At 52.4% G+C, this 20382-nt stretch carries 17 protein-coding genes, 1 pseudogene and 1 riboswitch; of the genes and pseudogenes, 5 read left to right on the top strand and 13 right to left on the bottom strand.

The genetic code is table 11. The annotated features are described in order from the left end of the window. Positions 1–5: 5 nt before the first annotated feature. From CA13_RS24560 to CA13_RS24530, 7 genes are all read right to left on the bottom strand, one after another. Positions 6–1274: a methyl-accepting chemotaxis protein gene (locus CA13_RS24560; protein ID WP_146401189.1), complete on the bottom strand. Its 1269-nt coding sequence runs from the start codon at positions 1272–1274 to the stop codon at positions 6–8. Positions 1275–1363: 89 nt separating this feature from the next. After that, a complete protein-coding gene (locus CA13_RS24555; protein ID WP_146401187.1) occupies positions 1364–1948 on the bottom strand; it encodes a chemotaxis protein CheW in 585 nt (194 codons plus the stop codon). Positions 1949–1981: 33 nt separating this feature from the next. Continuing rightward, positions 1982–2401, bottom strand: coding sequence for a hypothetical protein (locus CA13_RS24550; protein ID WP_146401185.1), 420 nt, complete (start codon positions 2399–2401; stop codon positions 1982–1984). Positions 2402–2413: 12 nt separating this feature from the next. After that, positions 2414–2803 carry a response regulator gene (locus tag CA13_RS24545; RefSeq protein ID WP_146401183.1) on the bottom strand — a complete coding sequence of 130 codons (390 nt, stop codon included), beginning with the start codon at positions 2801–2803 and terminating at the stop codon, positions 2414–2416. 76 nt (positions 2804–2879) lie between these two features. After that, positions 2880–2954, bottom strand: a riboswitch (cyclic di-GMP riboswitch). 176 nt (positions 2955–3130) lie between these two features. Next, entirely contained in the window at positions 3131–3427 is a 297-nt protein-coding gene (locus CA13_RS24540) for an ATP-binding cassette domain-containing protein (RefSeq protein WP_146401181.1), read from the bottom strand. A gap of 330 nt (positions 3428–3757) precedes the next feature. After that, positions 3758–4414, bottom strand: coding sequence for a transposase (locus tag CA13_RS24535; RefSeq protein ID WP_146401179.1), 657 nt, complete (start codon positions 4412–4414; stop codon positions 3758–3760). Positions 4415–4554: 140 nt separating this feature from the next. Continuing rightward, a complete protein-coding gene (locus CA13_RS24530) occupies positions 4555–5118 on the bottom strand; it encodes a hypothetical protein (protein WP_146401177.1) in 564 nt (187 codons plus the stop codon). Positions 5119–5736: 618 nt separating this feature from the next. Here CA13_RS24530 and istA point away from each other — a divergent pair. After that, complete coding sequence (gene istA, locus CA13_RS24520; protein WP_146401175.1) at positions 5737–6582, top strand: IS21 family transposase; 846 nt, start codon at positions 5737–5739, stop codon at positions 6580–6582. 16 nt (positions 6583–6598) lie between these two features. Here the strand turns inward: istA and CA13_RS24515 are convergent, their stop codons facing one another. The 4 genes and pseudogenes from CA13_RS24515 to CA13_RS24505 form a co-directional block, all read right to left on the bottom strand. Further along, on the bottom strand, positions 6599–7273 hold the full coding sequence (locus CA13_RS24515) for a transposase (protein WP_146401173.1): 675 nt from the start codon (positions 7271–7273) through the stop codon (positions 6599–6601). A 189-nt stretch (positions 7274–7462) separates the two neighbouring features. Beyond that, positions 7463–8305, bottom strand: coding sequence for a pentapeptide repeat-containing protein (locus CA13_RS24510; RefSeq protein ID WP_419195151.1), 843 nt, complete (start codon positions 8303–8305; stop codon positions 7463–7465). 21 nt (positions 8306–8326) lie between these two features. Then, positions 8327–8446 (bottom strand): annotated as a pseudogene (locus tag CA13_RS35605) (pentapeptide repeat-containing protein); the annotation flags it as partial. A gap of 169 nt (positions 8447–8615) precedes the next feature. Next, entirely contained in the window at positions 8616–12212 is a 3597-nt protein-coding gene (locus tag CA13_RS24505) for a dockerin type I domain-containing protein (protein ID WP_146401169.1), read from the bottom strand. Between the two features lie 190 nt (positions 12213–12402). On the opposite strand from CA13_RS24505, the gene CA13_RS24500 reads away from it, so the two are divergent. Both CA13_RS24500 and CA13_RS24495 read left to right on the top strand, forming a co-directional pair. Further along, a complete protein-coding gene (locus tag CA13_RS24500) occupies positions 12403–14148 on the top strand; it encodes a glycosyltransferase (protein WP_146401168.1) in 1746 nt (581 codons plus the stop codon). A gap of 382 nt (positions 14149–14530) precedes the next feature. Beyond that, positions 14531–15304: a PIG-L deacetylase family protein gene (locus tag CA13_RS24495; protein ID WP_146401166.1), complete on the top strand. Its 774-nt coding sequence runs from the start codon at positions 14531–14533 to the stop codon at positions 15302–15304. A 46-nt stretch (positions 15305–15350) separates the two neighbouring features. Here CA13_RS24495 and CA13_RS24490 read toward each other — a convergent pair whose 3' ends face one another. Both CA13_RS24490 and CA13_RS24485 read right to left on the bottom strand, forming a co-directional pair. Next, a complete protein-coding gene (locus tag CA13_RS24490) occupies positions 15351–16781 on the bottom strand; it encodes a phytoene desaturase family protein (protein WP_146401164.1) in 1431 nt (476 codons plus the stop codon). 100 nt (positions 16782–16881) lie between these two features. Then, the gene (locus CA13_RS24485; RefSeq protein WP_146401162.1) at positions 16882–17592 is read right to left on the bottom strand and encodes a hypothetical protein; all 711 of its coding nucleotides are present in this window, start codon (positions 17590–17592) and stop codon (positions 16882–16884) included. A 38-nt stretch (positions 17593–17630) separates the two neighbouring features. Here CA13_RS24485 and CA13_RS24480 point away from each other — a divergent pair, with 38 nt between their 5' ends. Together CA13_RS24480 and CA13_RS24475 are read left to right on the top strand one after the other, a co-directional pair. Then, positions 17631–17960, top strand: coding sequence for a nucleotide pyrophosphohydrolase (locus CA13_RS24480; protein ID WP_146401160.1), 330 nt, complete (start codon positions 17631–17633; stop codon positions 17958–17960). Between the two features lie 99 nt (positions 17961–18059). After that, positions 18060–20315: a ribonuclease R family protein gene (locus CA13_RS24475; RefSeq protein ID WP_146401158.1), complete on the top strand. Its 2256-nt coding sequence runs from the start codon at positions 18060–18062 to the stop codon at positions 20313–20315. Positions 20316–20382 lie beyond the last annotated feature (67 nt).

The following is a 20382-nucleotide window of genomic DNA, read 5'->3' as shown; positions in this document are numbered from 1 at the left end:
TCCTTTCAACCGACCGGGGTCATAGTGGGATTCAACGCCGGGACGACAACCGGCGCGACGGAGGTTGATCGAGTAGATTCCTGCTCAGGCTGGACCCGTGAGTCAACGGCGCAACCTCGGAGTCGATCGATGGCACCGCTGATTTGTGGATTTCCTTTGGAGAGTGACTTCATTGTCCAGCCAATTCTCTCGGCCCCACCACGATTTGCCTTAGCGATTTTCGATATTTGCTCAATGGCCAATACGACATCATGCGTGAGTTGCAACTGCTGGCTAGACGACGCCGCTATCTCGCTGAGATGCGAAGCATCATGTTCGAAAGCGTCACAAATCGTTTGTAGTGCATCTTTGACCGCGGCGGCGCGGTCGGTAGCTGACTCGACTTCATCTCGCTCAATTTCGATGCCGCGGATGGACTCCTGCGTTACTACCTGCATTGACTCGATTAGGCTTTCAATTTCTCGAGTCGCGTCGGTCGCTTGTTCAGCCAATTGCCGAACTTCATCCGCAACGATTGCAAATCCGCTGCCATGTTCACCGGCTCGAATCGATTCGATTGACGCGTTCAAAGCTAACAAGTCCGTCTTTGCAGCGATTTCGCTGATCGTTGTGACAATGGCGCTGATCTGCTGCGAAGGATCGCACAGACCTCGTAATTTTTTCTCGCAAGATAGAGAGACGCTGCGTACTCGATTCATGCTCTCATTCAATTCCCCAACCAAACTGAGTGCTGTGGAGGCCGATTCATGGCTGTTCTGGGCAGCGATGTTCGCGGAAGCAACGTTGGCGGAAACCGAATCGATTGTCGAAGCTAGTTGCTCGACGCAAGCGGTCGTCTTGACAACCACATGACCTTGAGCCTCCGCACCATCAGCGATCAATTGTCCGGATTCTTGAATTTCAACACTCGTGCGATCGTACTCTTTAAATTGTGTGTGCAGAGTGTTTCCCAATCCAGCAAGCAATCCACGGAGTTGCATGCTGGAAGGTTCGTCATTCGCATCGCGCCGATTAAGCAATTTCAGCAAGGAATGAAACTCGCTAGATTGTTTTCGCGTATTCGCCGCGATGCTTTCCCAACTCGCGGCCTTCGTTCCGATTCGTATCGCCACGGCATCAAACTCAGCAATTCCCGTTTTCAATGCATCGGTTTCCACGTCGTGCGATATGGCTGATTCCAGCACAGACAGTCCTGCTCGGATACGCCTGGAAGCGAACCAGGTCGAGAGCAAAATCGTAGCGATCGTGACGATGCCGGCAGTCGCGATAGACAATGTTGAGCCCAATTGGGTAGCGGCAACAGAACAACTCGCGATTAGGACGCTGGCGACCGCATGGGTCCCGAGAAAAAGTGTATTAGTCTTCAAAACTGGGTTCCCGATTTCGTACCAGATGGATGGTCACTTGGCGTGTGACTGAGCGGTTGTTTTGTGGCGTTCCACAATTCCTCGAGCACTCGACGCACTTGACGGTAGAGTGTTACCGAATCGAGAATGCGTACGATTTCTTCTCGAAACATCGCAGTGCCCATTACCGGAGACTGAGAAGTGTCATCTGCACGAGACTCGGCAGTGCCGAGAGCTTCGAGAGATTCCAACGAGGCCGCCTCTGCAATTTGGATTGCCCAGCAACCAGCTGTTTGGCTCCCCACTCCATGAATCACAATCAATTTATTGTTGGGCTGCGATGCAGACGTTTTTTCAAAACCAAGCAAAGCGTTTATTGAAATTACCGGCACGAACTCACTCCGCAGATGACAAATACCCGCGAGTGATGAGTGACACGCCGGAACCTGAACCAGATTCGGCAACAGTGCGATCTCACGAACCGAAACCGCTGGAACAGAGAACCACGAGGCACCGCTACGAAAAACGCAGTGCTTGTCCGACGCGGGAGCATCGTTCATTGCCGTGGCCGTCGAGTTCAATTTTTGTTCGTTTGAATTCATGAGCTTGGGGTATGTCGCTGACAACGTTCTGTCTTAAGATGCATTCTCGATCTGCTTAGCCAAACGAAGTTTGATGGCGCTAAGTCGATCGAGCGCGTCAATGTCTTCATCCGGTTCATGGCGTGTTTCTGGTTCAATCGCTTGTTCTTTTTGTTCTAGGTACGATGAACTTCGTATTTCCGTGCTTAGCTTTTCAGCGGGTACTGCAACAGGTTCGGGCCGACTGCAGTCATTCGGTGCATCCGATTGTATTTTGGTCTGGTGTTGGGATTCATGATGTTCAGAAAGAGATTGAGATAACGAAGTCAACCGGTTTTGTGTTTGCGTCAGAAAACCATTGAGCTCTGACTTCCATTGATGAAACGTTTCCGAGTCCAACACTGGCGTAAGCGTTGTCTCATCGTCGTAATGGCGATCACATTCGCGCGAATCACTGGTACTTTGAGAATTCAACCTTGTGTCTCCCTAGCAGGATTGTGCGAGAGATTGGCGGCTCAGTAGTGATCGAACAGTCGCAAGAAGGGTGTCTCCGCACACCGGCTTTTGGAGGTACGCGCCGAGATCGTTTCCGAGTGCATCAAGATGTTTTGCGTTATTTTTGGTTAGGAAGATGATCGGCAGATCGTCTCGGCGACCCTCAAGTTTCAGAATCTCTTCACACGCCGCGTAGCCGTCCATTTCCGGCATCTGAATGTCCAGAATGACAAGATGTGGACGTTCGCAGCGAGCCAGTTTGACCGCCTCAATTCCGTCGCACGCGAGTATCACATCGAAGTTTTCTGCGCAAAGGGTGCGATAAACGACGGCGCGAATCGTACGGCTATCGTCAGCGACGAGGATGCGTGGTGGATGCATGAGACTCTCCGGCAAGTGATCCTCGACACCCGAAAGTGACAGTGATCAAATGTTGGTTGAAAAGGGGAATAGCTTCTTCGGCAGCCCGGCCATCTCATAGAGATCCGTGGCTTTGCGTCCCGGCCTCGCGACCGGTTTGCCATTTTCGGAAGACCCGTTCAGAGTCCCAGCGATTGGGAAATTGAATTGGTACACCGATGTTTGCGCAGACGCGACGTGACTCGCGCCCACCTGAAACATGGGTTACCTATGCGAAGAGTCAAGTAAAACCATCAAAAAACAGATTGACTTCGGCTATTTGGGCAGCCAAGTACCCTGCTGTCGCAATTAGGCGGACTGTTTCCGGTCGCCGCAGAGGCTTTGATAGAAGCGGTTACGTCCGATCAAGTCTTGGTGGCGACCGCTATCGGAGATATTGCCGTTTTCAAATACCACTACTCGATCTGCCATTGATAGGCTTGTGGGGCGATGAGTGATCATGACGCCGGTTCGCCCGATCAAGAACTTGGCAAGCGTTTGATGGATCAATGGCTCGCTTTCTAAATCGATTTGGCTGGTCGCTTCGTCAAGAATCAGAATATCGGGATTCCTCAAAAACGCTCTTGCTAATGCGATTCGTTGCATTTGGACAAATCAAAGCACTGCCATGGCTGTATTCGTTGATTGCTGTCAGCGCGTACGTTCAGCGGACTACCTACGAGGGTAGTTTTTTCGGACTCGATTGTCCAATGGCTTGTGGCGTCAGAAGCACTCTCTGTCGCTTTCCGGAGGTTCAGTCTCGTCACCCTGGTAGATATCCGAAGCTCGAAGGCTCCACACTGTCTCATCCGACGTTTGAACCGCGAACAGAGCATCACGCTTTTGCCACGGTCTTGTTGACTGCGGCTCCGTAAAGCCACGTCTATCCCTCGGGGTCAAGACGACGTTGTTCTTGTGCTTCTCACGACCGACAAGTCAGCGGGAACTTCGAGCTTCGGACGTTTCTGATTCTACTGCTTCAGGGTCACTGACTCCAAGACGGGCTAACAACGGTACCAGGAAGTCGCCGAGCGCCGTCGGCCCCCGACCTTTCTTGCGGGCCAGTTCGGCCAGCGGTCTGGCTTCCTCGGCGTAGCATGACTTTGGGAGCCAACCGAACGCTTCATTGAGTTCTGCGACAGATTGGGAAACTTGTATTTGGTGCTTTTGATGAAAGATCTGAAGCTTCGACAACAGGTACTCGCGATCAACCCCTTTGCCACGCCAAAGCTGCCTACCGCCGACGATCTGGTAGACCATTCGCATCGCACGGTTGGCGATTCGGCAACGACGATCACGGGGATCGACTCTACGTTGCTTCCAAGTGTTCGATAAACCGCGATAATACGGATGACACTTGATCAAGTTTTCCGCCACCAACATCGCGGCGCTGCGAAGGCGACGGTTGGCCTGACGAACCAACTTTCCGTCAGGGTTGTCGACCTCGTCGCTTTGGTAACGCGAGGGATACAGGCCGGCCCGTCCGTTGATCGCGCGGGCCGAAGCGTAGTGCTCGATCGGCACCGCTTCGCCAACAAAGAAAAGGGGAACAAAGAAAAGGGGAAGTGACAAAGAAAAGGGGAAGGGGGTCATTTTTTGGGTTTTCTTCTCTTTTGGGAAAGCAAAACGCCCCCCTTCCCCTTTTCTTCTCTTTTCTTCTCTCAACCGCAACCGCAACCGCTAGGGTCACTGGAAAGATCTGCGGTGATGAGCCAGTTGCCAAACCCTAAAAACTACCTGCTTCGTCTTTTGTGATTTTCGTTTTCGCCGAGCAAATACTCCCGGTCGCTTCGTGCGAGTACAAACGGGATGACTCGTCGGAGTTTATGGAGCCGAATTGCGCGCGGACCAAATGTCCCAATACCGAGCAGCAGATCGGGACTGAGCTGTCGGAGTTCGCCGCGAAGCCAACGAATCGGACCGCGGTTCTTTGTGCGGTAATCGAGGATATACGAGTAACCGGCAACGATATGCGAATGATCGATCAAGGTGTCCATCGGTAACCGTGCCTGACGGTCCGCGATCGTTCCAAACGCGTTGTAGCCTTCGCCCACAATCTCCGAGACAGGCCGAAAAGCCTTGCCCAACCAAGGCCCCGTTGCTCCAAAGGCTGTCCGAATGAATAACGCTCCAACACAATCCCCTTGATCGAGTAGCGTTCCGTCGTATTCGCCCCTGACATCAGCCATCTGAGGTGCCTGAAGGTCTTGATAGATCAGCTTCAAGCGAAACCGATCGAGACTCCGTAATTCGGCGAGCCGATCCTTGTCGCGAAACGACAGATTTTGGCCGAGCATCCACCCAACTCCAATTTGACTGAAAACGAACCTAACAACCAACTTTCCTAGCAGAAACCCGCTTCCCACCGCAACACATCTCCCACTCCGCGTTACGACCCCAGTCGAAGTCGAAGTCAACCAAGTGTGTAGTCAAATTCAGCGTTGGGACAATTGCGAGCGGAGCGTTTGGAACGCGAAGGCGTTGGCAAAATGATCATCGGCATCCGTTTCAAGTTACGAACCCGCCCTTGCAGCATTGGTATCTACACAAGTCAGGAAAGGATTACGTCGGCAATCGAGGTCATTGAAAAATCTAAATTGACAATTGTAAATTTGAAAGTCTAGAAACGTTTCAGTGGAGAAGATCGATGGATCAGCGCGGTGAAGATCTGGAAGACCGATTGTTGGATTTTGCAGCACCCATTGGGAAATTGGTAGATGCGTTGCGGGACACTCGGCAAGGCTGTGTCTAGCGACAATTAGTTTTCCCTGTCGGCGACAACTAGAATTCCCCGGTTTGGCTGATTGCCCAGGGGTTTCACGCGGCGGCGTTTCCCGCGTTAGCGACAACTAGAATTCCCCTGTTCGGGACAATGATTGCATCATCACAAGCTCCTGCTTTCCAAGGAGATTGCGATGGTCACGGATGGACAAGTTTCTGAACTCAGGCGTCTGATTGCTGCTGGCAAGTCACTCGCCGCCTCTGCCAGGATGGCTTTGATGGACAAGAAGACCGCTCGATCCTATCGCGATGATCCGCGACTGCCCTCGCAACGAAAATCGCCACGCGATTACCGAACTCGCGTCGATCCGTTTGCCGACGTTTGGGACGATGTCGAGCAGTTGCTCCGGCACGAACCCGACCTCAAAGCGATCACCCTGTTCAGCGACCTGCAACGACAGCATCCCGGCAAGTTCGATAATTCGACCCGCCGCACCTTTGAACGCCGCGTTGCCAACTGGCGAGCGATTCATGGACCCGATAAACCCGTGTTCTTTCCGCAGGATCACCACCCCGGACGCTTTGCCGCAAGCGACTTCACCGTCTGCAACGAACTCGGTGTGAAGATCGCCGGAGCGACGTTCAAACACACGCTCTTTCACTGCGTGCTGACGTACAGCAACATCGAAGCGGTTTCGTTATGTTTCTCCGAATCCTTTGAAGCACTCAGTGAGGGAATTCAAAATGCCTTCTGGCAATTTGGTGGCGTGCCCGCTCAGCATCGAACCGACTCGCTCAGCGCAGCCGTTCGCAACCATTCCGATCGAACGACACTGACGATGCGATACGCGGCGCTCATGGATCACTATGGCTGTGTCGCTCAGAAGACTAACGCCAGGTGCGCCAACGAGAATGGGGATGTCGAATCACAAAACGGACACCTCAAGGATCGCATCAACCAAGCACTCTTGCTTCGCGGCAGTCGTGACTTCACCAGTCGGGGGACGCAAAAGGTGTCAAACACCATTTTGGGGGTTTAGGCGGTTTCAGGTGTCGTCACGTCAGTTTCTTCGGGCGGCCTCGCGGCCGCATTGTTGATTCAAGATCGAATTGTCGGGCAATCGCTTCCACCCAACTCTCCTCGCCAAAGGGCACTCCTCGGCGAACACTCCACTCGAGTTGCTCCCGCTCGGATTTACTGAAGTCGGTGCGGACACGCGAAATCCAATTGCTAGAACGTCGTACCGGCCAGGACGAAAGAACTCGTCCGAAAGGTTGCGTTTTATTTGACCAGTGATACAAGCTGCCCCAACGCCACTGTTCAGGGCTATCGCACAACTTAGCAGCGAATGCATTCCGCTCGACGTAACGGCAAACGGTCAGGAAATGTTCGTCGTTCTGAACGGGAAACGATTTGAAACGCCCCTGGTAGAGATGCCCCGAACCAGCCGTGTGATAGTGGGCATGGTAGCGCTGCGTGTGAGTTAAAATCAACCACTGAGCAAATCGGCCCATCTCGCCGTCCGCGTTGGGGCTGACGCACATGTGCCAGTGGTTAGGCATCAAACAGTAAGAAAACAAACGGATGTCAAATCGCTGAACCGCTTCGACAAGCACTGACTCGAAAGCATCGTAGTCTTGTTCTTTGTGAAAAATGGTCGCGCGAAGGTTTGCACGATTGAGCATGTGATAGCAGTGGTTGGCCGCATCGGCCCGTTTTGGACGTCCCATGACACCACAGCATAGCCGCCCAAAGTTATCTAGTCAACCAAATCGGTGTCCGACACCTTTTCTCCGATGTCCGACACCTTTTCTCCGATGTTTTCCCTGAAGACCCGCGTCGCTTGCCCTTCTTCGAGTGCGCAGATTATGGCTGGCACCAACATCTTTGCTGGCTGGCCCCAAAATTTTTGCTTTCCTTTAATCGAATAGACGATTCGGGAGTTCGATATCCGTCATGTGACCGTGTTTAAAGTTCCATGTCGATTCTATTTGCTCGCGCGTGAGCCCGGTACACTCTTTGAATGAACTCGCCGTAATGACCGCATCGTCGAACTTGCAGTTCGTGAAATCGCATCTCCAAAACTTTGAGTTGGCAAGAAGTTGGCCCGAGAAATCCGCGCCGGACAGATCACTCGTCGAAATTCGGACCTCGGACAGATTACCTGTTTTGTAGCTCTTAGTCACATGAATGTTGGCTCCGTCGAGTCCGCCTTTTGCGACAAAACCATTGATTTTGGCATTCTCAAAATTCACATGAAAGTCTGAATGGCTGTTTAATGCTCCACCAACTAAGTTCCTGCCGGAAAAATCGATGGGCCCGGAAAATTCAACTCCTGCAAACTCAACACCCGAGAAAGTGAACGACGCTGCGCTGCTCCAACGCTTCAAGTCAATCTTGCAGTTTGAAAACCGGTTTCCGTAAAGGACCGCATCATCAAAAGCACAGTTTGTCAAATCACAGTACTGAAATGTTGCGTCTGCGATCCTTGACTTTACGAATTGAGCGTTCGAGATGCGAAAGAAGTAAGCACCTGCCAAGTTGAAATCTGCAAAGTCATAGGACGAGTCAAAGGAATTGCTTGGTACAACACAATTATGCAAATCTCGATTTTTGTACGACCAAGTAGTCATAAATTGCGCCGCGCTCATTCCCATAGCTTCCCATTGGTCATTCAGATCTCCATAATTGATACCATTGACAACGGCATCCGAAAACTCGTTTTCGCCCCAATCGCAATCGTTGATCGTCATTCCAGTCATCAAGGTGCGTCTGAAAGTGGTGCCGAATAAATTGCACTGACGAAAAGTAACACCTGTTAATTCACAATCATCAAAAGATGCATGCGAGAGATCTTGACCCACGATTTCTGATCCCCAAAGGCGATATCCCTTGGCGACCATACCAGGCTCGATCTTTAAGTCGCCCGCCCAGGGGCCCAATTCAACCTTCGGCTGATAAACATCTCCGCTGGTTATACACGGGATAAGTACGGATAGTAGGATTGATATCCAAGTCCGGAAATGCTGTTTGTTGACCACAATACGTTGGTTCGTACGTCGTATCCTATGTTTAAGGCTCATACTTTGTCACCTTCATCGATTTGAACTGAACACCACTTCCCCAGTGCGATTGCAAGCTAAACCTACCGAGGGCACCTGGGGTAAAGTCGTTGTCACGAAATGTCTCATCACCTCCTAGCCTGACAACGAGGGTCCACTTCTCGCCGACTTTCGTGAGATCAATGACCATTTTTCCATCGGGACGGTTCTTGTTGCTCAGATGAGTAAGATGATACTCTTCCGCGTCGGCTGGCTTGTCAGTCGCTAAAGGTTCGGGGTCGTACCTTGGATTGTCCCTCATCTTTTCATACTCACCTCCATAAACCACCGCAGTCATCAACCTATTTAGAGGCTCGGCCATGTAATCCGGCGTCACCACGTCAATCTGCCCGTTGTCACTCGTAGCATTTTCTACCACTGCCGCACTATCAGCTCCTTCCGGAAGGGCGTCTACATCCAAGCCCGACGCTTCGGCAAACAATGCATCCACATCGAGAATGTTGATTTCCCATGGGTTGTCAGAGGTGGCGGGTTTAGTACCAAACTTAACCCCGCTATTACCCACAAAGCTGAGCCTTGCCCCCGTGTCAATCGCTTGAACATATCCATTGGTTCCCCGATGCACGAACTCGTAAGTAATCTCAGCTTTAAAACCGTTGGGATATGACTCGGTACTTTCGGATAGTTCGCCATCATTGTCCGTTCTGGCCGGAACAATTGCACCAGTCGCCTCATGTGGTGCCGTTGTGCCTGGATGAACGGTTTCGATCGTGCCTAGATCGCTTGGTTTTTTGATGTAGTCGATCAGTGCTTTGTCAATGAACCATCCCTCGTTCAGTTCGAGTCCAATCCATTTGCTGGAGTTATCTGTCGGAAAGTCCTGATATCCCGCAGGAGGATCTGCAAAGGGCCAGACAATCTTTTCAACGCTGAAAACAATCTTGTCAGTCGCAATGACCTCGTTATGAATGTTTGTTACTTCCGCGATTATCGAGTAGGTTCCGGTTTGTATCCCCTCAACATAGAACTCAGTAGGATAATGGTACTCATGATCCCATAAATCCCAAACCGAATATCCGTCCGCCGATTCGGGCAGTTCAAGAAGCTCTTGCTTTGCAGTGCTCCAGATTCGCAGCCCACTAGGAACTGTCAGCCAAAGGTCGTTGCCAGGAATCTGCGAATCCGCACTGATACTGAGCGTGACCTTTGCCAAGTCGTTCTCATTCTCTACTTTTGGAACGAGTTCTTTATCTTCGTCTTTGTCGGCGATGCCGTTGCGGTTGTCATCGTCGATATTGATAAATATTCGTTTCGCTTGATCCTCTTCGATTAAGTCTTCAGGAACTCCGTTTACGCTATCACCAATCAAGCCGGTGTTGTTGGAATCGGTATTCATGTCAAGTGCGGGTACAGGAACCGTCACAAGAACCTCACCAAGAAGCAGGAGATCGTCCGTCTGCGTGTTGTTGTCGTCGGCGAGATAGCTGACATAAATCGTGTCGGTCCCGAACTGAGTTCCTTCCACCCAAACACTAGTTACTCCCGCTGGCAACTCCCAACCAAAGTAGGAATTGCCGATATTTAATGTTTCCGTCTTGTGGCTGTCTAACCAAATCCGAGCGACGGTGGATATGCCATACTCATACGCCATTTGGTCATAGTTGTAGTCAATGTAGACGGTTCCGTTATCCGAAGTCGTTTTGCCATTGAGGATCGCAGAGAGGTCCAATTTAACGAGATCGTCTTCCTCGGGAATCCCTAATACTTCTTCCCGATCCTCGATCAAGTTGACGTTATCGTCATCAGAATTGAGACCGACGGTTAGCGTCTCGAACCGGTACTTCGCCACTCCGGTGTCATCATCGGCAATCGTTAACGTTACCGGATAAACTTCCGGTGCCCGGTCGGATGCCGACACGGAGAAGACCCGAGTGATTCGGCCGTCTTCGGATACTTCGGTCGGCTCTCCGTCACCCCAGTGGACCGTTTGGGTGATTACATCATCGACACCTGGATCGGTAAAAGCAATGTTTGTCACCGCGACTTGCAGATTTTGATCGTCAACCCATGTTGAGCCAACGTCAGGTCGTTGGCTCAATTTTGGTGTGACGTTGAGTGCGGTCGCCGTAAGCTCTTCAGAGTCACCGGTCACCAAGGAAACCTTGACGTTGATCGTGTCCTGTGCGGTTCCATTGCCGCCAGTCGTTGTACCGTCGTTGAGCGTTTCTCCCGATGGCCCATCGTCCTTGACGAGAAACTGTTTCTCAAAGTAGTTTCCACCGGTCGACAATCCGGTAAACGACTCACCGGCGTCCTCTTGGTCGTTATCGTTGAGGTCGGCAAAAATGGTGATTTCCGGTAAGTCGGTATTACTGCCGTCCGAGGCGGTCACGCGGGCCGAGACTCGCAAATATTGGCCTTCGGGGATTTTATCAATCGCGGTATTCCCCGAGAAACCGAGTCGGACTTCTTCGAGTGAGTAGGTTACCGGCCCGGTGGGGCCTGTTTCACCGCCACCGCCGTCACTATCACTGGAATCGTCCACTGCCCCATCGCCAGACGAATCATCTCCGTCACTTTCGTCGGTTTCACCGCCTTCCTCCGAGCCACCGCCGTCGCCGGTCGGCCCCGTGCCGGTCGTACCCATTTCACCAGTCGCCCCCGTGCCGGTTTCACCCGTCGAGCCGGTTTCGCTCGTCGTACCAGTCTCACCTGTTTCGCTCGTCGTGCTGGTTTCACCTGTCTGGCCAGTCGGTCCCGATGGACCGCTGGACGATGTCTCGCCGGTCGAACTGGTTTCACTTGTCGAACTGGTTTCACTTGTCGAACTTGTCGAACTTGTTTCGCCCGTCGTCCCCGTTGGCCCGCTTGGTCCGGTAACGCCCGTGCTTCCCGAGTCGTCTGTTGTTCCCGTATCGTCTGTTGTCCCCGTATCGTCTGTGGTTCCCGAGTCGCTGGTTTGTCCACTCGAGCCTGTCCCACCCGTCTCGCTTGTGGTTCCCGTACTACCAGAATCACCGGTCGGGCCGGTTGGACCACTTGAACCCGAGCAACCGAGCTGGCTCAGCTCGGCTTCGGCAGCCTGTATCAACGACTGGACATTAGCCAGCTCCGCCTGCAAGTCCGCGCCGGTCTCTTGCATCTGTTGCTCGTACTGTGCGGCTTGAAAAAAGAGCTGATCAATTGCAAATTGTTTGGCCATGCAAACCGGGTCTTCCGAATAGCTCGATGCAGCATATTGCATTTCCGGTGCCTGGAAGTCCGACAAACTGAGTAACGCCAACGCTTCGATCTGCAACACAGCATCAAGTGAATCGACAACCGAGTCGTCATTGAGATCAAACTGCGGATTGGTTGTAGCGTCCACGGCGGATGCGGTAGCATTGATCACTTGCAGTGCGTCCAGCGGCGTAAACACTCCATCGCCACTGACATCGACACCCACAAAATCATCCAAGGTCGAATCACCTGCAACTACTATGCTCGCCCCCCCCGTTAGATCCGCTGCAAGTAGTTGTCGGCGTTCGAGTGATTCCACCAGCAAGTGACGACGTTGACGGCGAGAGGTGGATCGGCGATGCCAACGGGGTAGACGCTTTCGTTTCATGATTGGCCCCAAAACGCTCCAAAATAAAACAGATGCGGCTTGAAAGATGATTCGTCAACCGAACACCGCAAAATGAATCGGATGTAACCCTTTGTCCTAGACCGGCAATCCGATGTCAAGTAAAAACGGCTTCTCTTGTGGATAAATGTCTATTTTTCTGTTGTCGTTCTTTTTATGAGAAAACCGACTGATGGTTGATCCTGATGAAAGTCAATCGCGTCGCTGTGTGGTAGTGGGATGTTATCGAAGCGGCACAAGCCTTGTCGCCGGAGTGTTGCACTACCTCGGTGTCGATATGGGAGCGCCGTATAAAGATCCATTTTTTGAATCCGACGACTTAGCCCGACGATTGAGACATTGGTGGACCGAGCCTCGTTTGGTTGCTTCAGTCGCACGCAGCTCGCGGCGCACGCAGTTGTCACACTGGATAGAAACGAGATCGAGCAAAGCGGCATTGGTCGGAGCGAAACACCCGTTGTTGTCACTCTGTCTGGAGGATATCTACCACGAGTGGGGAGCCGACACAATTTTCATCTGGTGCCGACGCGAGTTGTCCGAATCGATTGCGTCGCTTGAACGGATGCAATGGTGGAAGGACGCCGCCAGAATCCAACAAACGCTCCATTCCGCCAACGAGCGGTTCTTTAGCGACCATGACTGCATTGAGGCTGACTTTCGCTCGATGATCAATGCCCCAGCCTCGCAAATCCAGTGGCTTATCGGTTTATTGGGCCTGTCACCCACAGGTGAGCAAGTCGAGCAGGCAATCGACTGGGCATCAGGCGGGCACAAAACGTTCTTTGACGAACCTTCGAGCGAAAGCGACGGTTCGATTGCGAACGATCGATCACCAACCTGGATGGCTACTCCAAGTAAGATTGTCGCAACCATGTTGAGCGGGAATTCCGAAAAGTTTGTTGCTGACGCGGTGAAGTCGGCATCGGATTGGGTGGATGAGATTTGTTTGATTGACACCGGAATCTCAGATGCAACGGTTGAACGAGTCAAACAGGCAGCGGGCGAGAAGTTTTCATTGTCTCAATTCGCCTGGTGTAACGATTTTGCTGCGGCGCGAAACGCGGCACTGGAAATTGCTGCGGCACATGGTGCCCAATGGGCAATGACATTGGACACTGACGAACGAGTCGAGTTTGATGGTATCGCATCGAAATCCGAGTTAGTGGCAACGCTGAATTCCGAAGAAAGGGTACAGGCTTGGATGGTCGCCAGTCGTGATGGTCGTTATCAAAAAGAGCGTTTCATTCGGCTTCCTGCAACCGTCCGCTGGCAAGGGGCAACTCACGAAGCACTTGTTGGCTGCAACGAACCCGAACGTCAAACGCTTTTGGGATGCCAGTTCTGGGAGACATCCAAGAGCAAACAGGGCTTTCGTGAAAAACTCTCGCGGGATTTGGAAATTTTGTCTCAGCAAACCACCGCAGACCCATTGAACGCTCGGTGGTGGTACTATCTCGGCCAGACGCATGAAGGATTAGGGCAGGACGCAGCCGCAATTGAAGCCTATGATCGTTGCATTCGGCTCGATGGATGGCCGGATGAATCGGCATGGGCCTGCTACACGGCGGCGCGGTGTCTGACGCAACTAAAAGAGTATCGGGATGCGGAGGAGTATTGTGTGTTGGGGATGACTCGGAAGCCAACGGTCCCAGAGTTACCGTGGTTGGCCGGTTGGTGTTGCCATCAGCGAGGATCCTATCGCGATGCAATTCTATGGTGTCGGTTGGCGGCCGAGCTTGGGAAAAAGAAAGAGCGGTCTCATGCGGCTGCGTTTCGGCATGTACCGGCGTGGTACGAGGCGCCGTATGACGTGCTGCGTTTTGCCTATCGTGAACTCGGCGATCAAGCTAACGCAGAAGCAGCCGAAAAAGCATACTTCGAACGAAAACGGTCGCGAGAACGGATGACAAACATTTGATTGATTTTGAGCATCGCCTACTTCGCGATCGCCGCCTACTTTGACTGCGACAAAGCTGGATAAAATCGCCCAAGCCATCGGGTCCCCCAAGAATCGCAATCGCCTCGACCCCATAAGCCTGCTCCATGCGGCCTGCTCCATGCGGCCTGCTCGTGAAGCAGACCATTGCGTTGACTCTTCACCTTGTAACATCCCAAGGTAACATCCCAAGGGAGAAAACAAAGGCAGCTTTCACGTTCTCTTAATAGGCAGACGCGAAGGCTTCAATTCATGATCCATCAACACAGGCTACCGGAGAGAAGGAAGACCGACTATCTTTTAGCCTGAGCAATCGATCCGTTTGCAATCGAAACAACACCCGCCGTTCAGAGAAGAACCCATCATGCCATCCGTCCTCGCCATCGCGGCCCACCCTGACGACATCGAATTCTACATGGCCGGCGCAATGCTACAGCTCGCTCGTCGTGGCTGGGATTTGCACTATGTGAACCTGTGCGACGGCTCACGCGGGTCGACCACATTGGACCGGCCGACTTGTGCCGCCGTTCGGCTGCAAGAAGCGAAGGACGCATGCGAAGTACTGGGCGCCACCTTTTACGGACCAATTTACTCCGACATGGAAGCGTCTTACACGACCGAGAATTTGAAGAAAGTGGCCGCGATTGTCCGCATGGCAAAACCGACGATCGTGCTAACCCATTCGCCAACCGACTACATGGAAGACCACGAAACAGCATGCCGATTGGCTGTTAGTGCCGCATTTTGTCACGGCATGCCGAACATGGAAAGCGATCCGGAAATGGACGTCTACATGGAACCGGTAACGGTTTACCATGCACAACCGGTCGGATTGCACACACCGTTGGGTGAATTCGTTACACCGCATCTGTATGTCGACGAGACCGATGTGATTGAACAAAAGGTGAAGGCGTTAGCGTGTCACGCTAGTCAAAAGCAGTGGCTCGATGAAAGCCAAGGGCTCGACAGTTATCTGCAAACATTGCGTGACCTGAGCACGGAAATGGGAAACCGCAGCGGTAAATTCCCGGTCGCTGAAGGATGGCGACGGCGACAACACTGGGGTTTCTGCAACGCAGACGATGACCCGTTGCGAGATGCATTGAAAGACATCATCGTTGATACACGCCAAGCGTAGGCGTGCATTGGCATTCCTACTCGGGCCTACTCGGGCCTACACCGGACTACACCGGGAACGCTTTGCTAACCAACGCTTGATCCACTTCGTTACTGACGATTACGCCATAGTTGATCGCTCCGAGCCATCCACTCATGATGATCCCAACACTGCCGGCGTGATACATGCCGCCGACTTGTTGCGGTAGTTCGCGGCTTACACCAAGACCTTCGAACTTCGTCCCAAAACTGGCGCCCATTTCGTGACGCGTATAGTGTTGAAAAGTGCGGGGCGTCGCAGCCTCGGCCCAATCGATTTTCTGCCGAATGCCGGGCAAATACTTTTCTAACGCATCGATCGTCGTTTCGACCAAATCCTTCTTGCTCGCTTCGTAATCCGCGTCATTTAAATCAGCCCAATCGGACCAATTCGCATTCGTGCTACTGACCACCGCATAGCGATCTTTTTTCTCTGGTCGCGTCCGTGGATAGTAAAAACTAAATGTACGACTGGTGATGTCGCGACTTAACAGCAGATCCGTTCGGAATTCTTTCGAAGTACTAGTGAAAAACAGATCGCCACTCGACTCATCGATGTGCTCTCCCTCTTTCAGTGCCATGTAAACCTGCGTGCTACTGTTGTTCAACCGCACCGCATTCGCTCGTTCAATGAAATCCTTATCGAGAACTTCGGTGCCGAGCATCTTCAAAATTGTTGTCTTCAAATTTGCATTGCTGACGACAGCCTTACAGCGGATCGTTCGTCCGTTGGTTTCCACCGATTCAACATGGCCGTCTTTGACGTTGATCCGATCGACGCCACATCGAATGCGTATGTCAACATTATTCGATTCGAGTTCCTTTTTCATCCGAGCCACCAAATCCTCCGTGCCTCCTTCGTAGATGAACACACCCTTGCTCATAAAGTTGCTAAAGACGATCCCGTAAGTGATCGCGGGGTCTTCCAGCGTCGAGCCGTTGGCATAGGTAATCGGTTCCATCAACAACCGGACCACATCATCGCGTCCAGGAAAGAACCGCTCGAACAATTGTTTGGTTGTCGTGGCTTGGTCATCGTAGAAATTCATTCCACGAGCGGTGTCGAAAAAATCGACGACGTTTTGATGCTCTATTCCGAATTTCGTCGTCAGCAGCTTCGTGAAATCTTCACGATTGAACGTGGTCGATAACGAGAACTGCGGATTGTCGAAACGGATGTTGTTGAGTTGAACGATCCGGTCGGCGATGTCGCGGTTCCAATAGCGGCGACACGACTTGATCATCCCGTGTGGGAACCCGTGCAATGAGACATCAAAGATGTGCCCACCGGGTCGCAAGAACCAAGTCGCCAGCCCCCCGAGTTTGTAGTGCTGTTCAAGGAGCAGCACACGGTGGCCGGCCCGGCCGAGAATATTCGCGGAAGTCATCCCGGCAAGTCCGCTGCCGATCACAATGACATCGTATTCGTCAGCGGCACCTTTAAGGAAATCACGTGGCATGAGAGGAAGCTTGAAGGATGAAGGGTGAAGGTGGAAAGAAATAAGTTTGGCATTGGAACGGAAAAAGCATTTCACGCTTTACTCACTCCATTTCAAACTTCTAAATCGGTCCTGCGTCGGGCTGCAGCTCAGCAAAGATTCCGATGGTGTCCGCTTCGGGCGGCCTATCACCGTACAAAAAAACGCCTCCGCCGCCGACCAGCCAACGCTCATCAAAGAGCCGAATGGATCCATTTTTTTCCGCAATGACGGTTTCATTACCAATTCCGGCACGAATCGCGTCGTTTGATGACCGAAAGATCGGCACTTGGTCCTCGGGCAACGTCGTGGCAACTCGCTTCGTTCCCAAAGAGCTGCGAGCAACGGCCGAAATTTTCCATATGGAATCGCGTGGATCGGCTTGGACTTTTACAGTCAAAACGCACTCGCCTGGAGGCAAATCCAGCGCTGCGAACCATTCGGGATGCCCTGAGTGCCTTGGCCACAGTGTGCTATAACAAACTCGGTATCGGCTCCGATTGGGTACGCGAATTCGAGCCCGGTAGGTGAGTGGTTGGTCCGAGGGTGCACGCGAAGCAGCGATTTGCCCCTCTTCGCTGGGGGCTAGGTAGCCATTTTCGGCTCGCAACCGCGCCAATTCCAATTCGGTCGCCCTTAGCCGCGCTATCGTGACCGCGAACCCAATCAACAACATCATGATCGTCGATAGGCCGATGAATTCGCGCAGACTCAACCTCCACCATGACGAATTCCGCTGTGCGGCGTGCGTCTTAGTGTTTGAATTCGCAGGCGTTTGATCATCGATTGCCATGCGACCATTGTATAAGCATGACCATAGAGAATAAAAACATGACGGACCAAGAAACGACCGTGGCTCAGTTAAGGGACGTTGTCGAGCGTTTTGTGGCGGAGCGAAATTGGCACTCGTTCCACAACCCAAAGAATTTATCGATGTCGCTGGCGATCGAAGCAGGGGAGTTGATGGAACATTTCCAGTGGCTCAGCCTGGATGAAGCGGCATTGGTCGCCGCGGATCCGAAACGAAAACATGACGTCGGCGAAGAATTGTCCGATTGTCTGGCTTACATTCTGGCAATCGCCAATGCGATGGAAATTGACCTTACGGAAGCCTTGAAAGCGAAAATGATCCGCAACGCAGTGAAATACCCCGCCTCCTAGGTGCCTTTTCGTCGTGACGTGGCCAATCTCGCAGGCAAATAAGCCAATCTCGCTGGCAAAGAACGACACTCCCCGCATAAATCGGATATCTTCTCCCCAATGGATGTATCAACTGAATTAACGGACCGGCTGCTCCGTCACCTAAGCATGCCTGCTTACCGCCCGAGCAAACCGAAGCAAATCGCAGCGGAATTGAAGCTTGCCCCCGACCAAACCAAAGAGCTTCGCCGCGTTGTCAAACAATTGGTCTTGGAGGGCCGCGTCGTCTACGGCTCGAACCACTTGGTCATTCCCGTGGGTGCATTTACAGGAGAACCGGACATTGTTCGTGGCACGTTTCGCCGGGCGATGGGTGGCGGCTTTGGATTCGTCCGACCAGGCGACCATGAGAACGAAAACGAAGTCGCCGAGCATTTATTCGTTCCGCCTGGCGCGACCCTTGGCGCGTTAGAAGGCGACCTCGTCGAAGTTCGCGTGCGTCCGAGTCGAAAAGGTGGCGAGGAAGCTGCCGTTATCAAAATTCTCGAACGGGCTCGGCGTCAATTCACCGGCACGTTCCGAATGCTTGATGGCAACGCCACGGTGCTGCTTGATGGTACACCGTACGAGCATCCCGTTTCGGTTGGCGATGTTCGCGGATTGCCGCTAAACGAAGACGACAAGGTTTTTGTTGAGATCGTTGAATTTCCCGGCGAGGATGGCTTTGGCGGTGAAGCAGTCATCCTCGAACGTCTCGGTAGCAGCAAGAACCCGGCGATCGACACGCTGCTGATCATGCGACAATTCGGGCTGCCTGATGAGTTCCCGGAAAAGGTGCTCAACGAAGCTCGCGCCCAAGCCGACGCATTCAATGACGAATCGGTTCCCAAAGACCGCAAGGATTTAACCGATCTATTGACAATCACAATCGACCCGTTCGATGCACGCGATTTTGACGATGCGATTTCGCTTGAACGAGAACAAGGGCGATGGCGACTTTGGGTCCATATCGCGGATGTGAGTTCGTTCATTCCCGTCGGTACCGCACTGGATGAAGAAGCGAAAAACCGAGCGACCAGTGTCTACTTGCCGGACCGCGTCGTGCCGATGATCCCCGAAATCATCAGCAACCATTTAGCGAGCTTGCAACCCGAACAGATTCGGTTGGTGAAAACGGTCGAAATCGAAATGCTCGATGATTTGACGATCACCCACACCGAAGTCCACAATGCGGCAATCCGCAGTGACAAACGGCTGAACTACGAAGAAGTCGACCAATTTTTAGCCGACGAAGAACGACACGTCGAATTGTGGGGGTCCCCGGTTTGCGACTTGCTTTCACGGATGCATAAGTTGGCGATGCAAATGCGTCGTGCCCGTTTCAAAGCGGGGTCGCTGTCGATGGACATGCCCGACACGAAACTACTCTTTGATGGTAGTGGCAAAGTCAAAGGAGCGTTTTTGGTTCAGAACACCGAAAGCCATCAGCTCATCGAAGAGTTCATGTTGGCGGGCAACCAAGCGGTCGCCACATGGCTTGATGACATGGAACTCAATTTTTTACACCGTATCCATGAAGCACCTCAGCGGCGAAAACTTCGTGCATTGCAAATCTTTGTCCGCGACATTGGGCTCGATGTGGGCTCAGTCGAAAGTCGCTTTGAAATCCAAAAAGTGCTCGATTTAGTTGTCGGAACGCCACTCGAACAAGCGGTGAGTTTTGCGGTTTTAAAATCGATGAACAAAGCGGTCTACGGGCCTCAGCGTGAAGGGCATTACGCCCTCGACATGCAACACTATTGCCACTTCACCAGCCCGATTCGTCGCTACCCGGATCTGACGGTCCATCGCTTGGTGCAAAAACTGCTTGAAGGAAAGAAAACGCCCGATGAGCCCTTCCCGGTGCTGCTGAAGTTAGGGCATCACTGCAGCGACATGGAGCGGAATGCACAACAAGCCGAGCGTGAATTGATCGAACTGAAATTGCTGCACTTTTTGAAAAAGAAGATTGGCGAGTCGCTCGATGCCGTAGTCAGCCGTGTGTTTGCCGACGGCATTGATGCGCGGTGTATCAAATTGCCGGTCGACGGTTTCTTACCGGTCACATCACTGCCAAAGGACAAGTACCGGTTCGAACGCCAAGGGCAACAGTTGGTCGGTTTTCGCGAGGGACACCGATTCCGGCTAGGAGATCTGCTCACGGTGAAAATCGCCAAAGTCGATTTACAGGAACGGCAATTGTTCGTCGATTTTGTCAAAAACCACACTTCGGCAGGCGAGGTAAAATCGAAAAGGAAAAGCAAACCGACCAACTCGAAATACAAATCCAAACGCAAGACCGAACGTCGCAGCAGTAAAAAACGCCGAAAACGGTAAACTGAACAGCACTCGACGAAAGTTTGCCGGGGTTTGTCGCGAAGGGTCTGACAGCTAGACTTTTCGT

Source organism: Novipirellula herctigrandis (genome assembly GCA_007859835.1).
GTDB lineage: Bacteria > Planctomycetota > Planctomycetia > Pirellulales > Pirellulaceae > Novipirellula_A > Novipirellula_A herctigrandis.
Note: the sequence above shows the minus strand (reverse complement) of the source record. Positions and strands in the feature narration are given on the sequence as shown.

Bases quoted from the DNA above. Each gene is read 5' to 3' on its own strand.
- CA13_RS24495 (WP_146401166.1), top strand. From the start codon at position 14,531: ATGCCATCCGTCCTCGCCATCGCGGCCCACCCTGACGACATCGAATTC.
- istA (WP_146401175.1), top strand. From the start codon at position 5,737: ATGGTCACGGATGGACAAGTTTCTGAACTCAGGCGTCTGATTGCTGCT.
- CA13_RS24485 (WP_146401162.1), bottom strand. From the start codon at position 17,592: ATGGCAATCGATGATCAAACGCCTGCGAATTCAAACACTAAGACGCAC.
- CA13_RS24515 (WP_146401173.1), bottom strand. From the start codon at position 7,273: ATGGGACGTCCAAAACGGGCCGATGCGGCCAACCACTGCTATCACATG.
- CA13_RS24530 (WP_146401177.1), bottom strand. From the start codon at position 5,118: ATGCTCGGCCAAAATCTGTCGTTTCGCGACAAGGATCGGCTCGCCGAA.
- CA13_RS24505 (WP_146401169.1), bottom strand. From the start codon at position 12,212: ATGAAACGAAAGCGTCTACCCCGTTGGCATCGCCGATCCACCTCTCGC.
- CA13_RS24555 (WP_146401187.1), bottom strand. From the start codon at position 1,948: ATGAATTCAAACGAACAAAAATTGAACTCGACGGCCACGGCAATGAAC.
- CA13_RS24490 (WP_146401164.1), bottom strand. From the start codon at position 16,781: ATGCCACGTGATTTCCTTAAAGGTGCCGCTGACGAATACGATGTCATT.
- CA13_RS24475 (WP_146401158.1), top strand. From the start codon at position 18,060: ATGGATGTATCAACTGAATTAACGGACCGGCTGCTCCGTCACCTAAGC.
- CA13_RS24545 (WP_146401183.1), bottom strand. From the start codon at position 2,803: ATGCATCCACCACGCATCCTCGTCGCTGACGATAGCCGTACGATTCGC.
- CA13_RS24480 (WP_146401160.1), top strand. From the start codon at position 17,631: ATGACGGACCAAGAAACGACCGTGGCTCAGTTAAGGGACGTTGTCGAG.
- CA13_RS24510 (WP_419195151.1), bottom strand. From the start codon at position 8,305: ATGACTGGAATGACGATCAACGATTGCGATTGGGGCGAAAACGAGTTT.
- CA13_RS24540 (WP_146401181.1), bottom strand. From the start codon at position 3,427: ATGCAACGAATCGCATTAGCAAGAGCGTTTTTGAGGAATCCCGATATT.
- CA13_RS24500 (WP_146401168.1), top strand. From the start codon at position 12,403: ATGGTTGATCCTGATGAAAGTCAATCGCGTCGCTGTGTGGTAGTGGGA.
- CA13_RS24535 (WP_146401179.1), bottom strand. From the start codon at position 4,414: ATGACCCCCTTCCCCTTTTCTTTGTCACTTCCCCTTTTCTTTGTTCCC.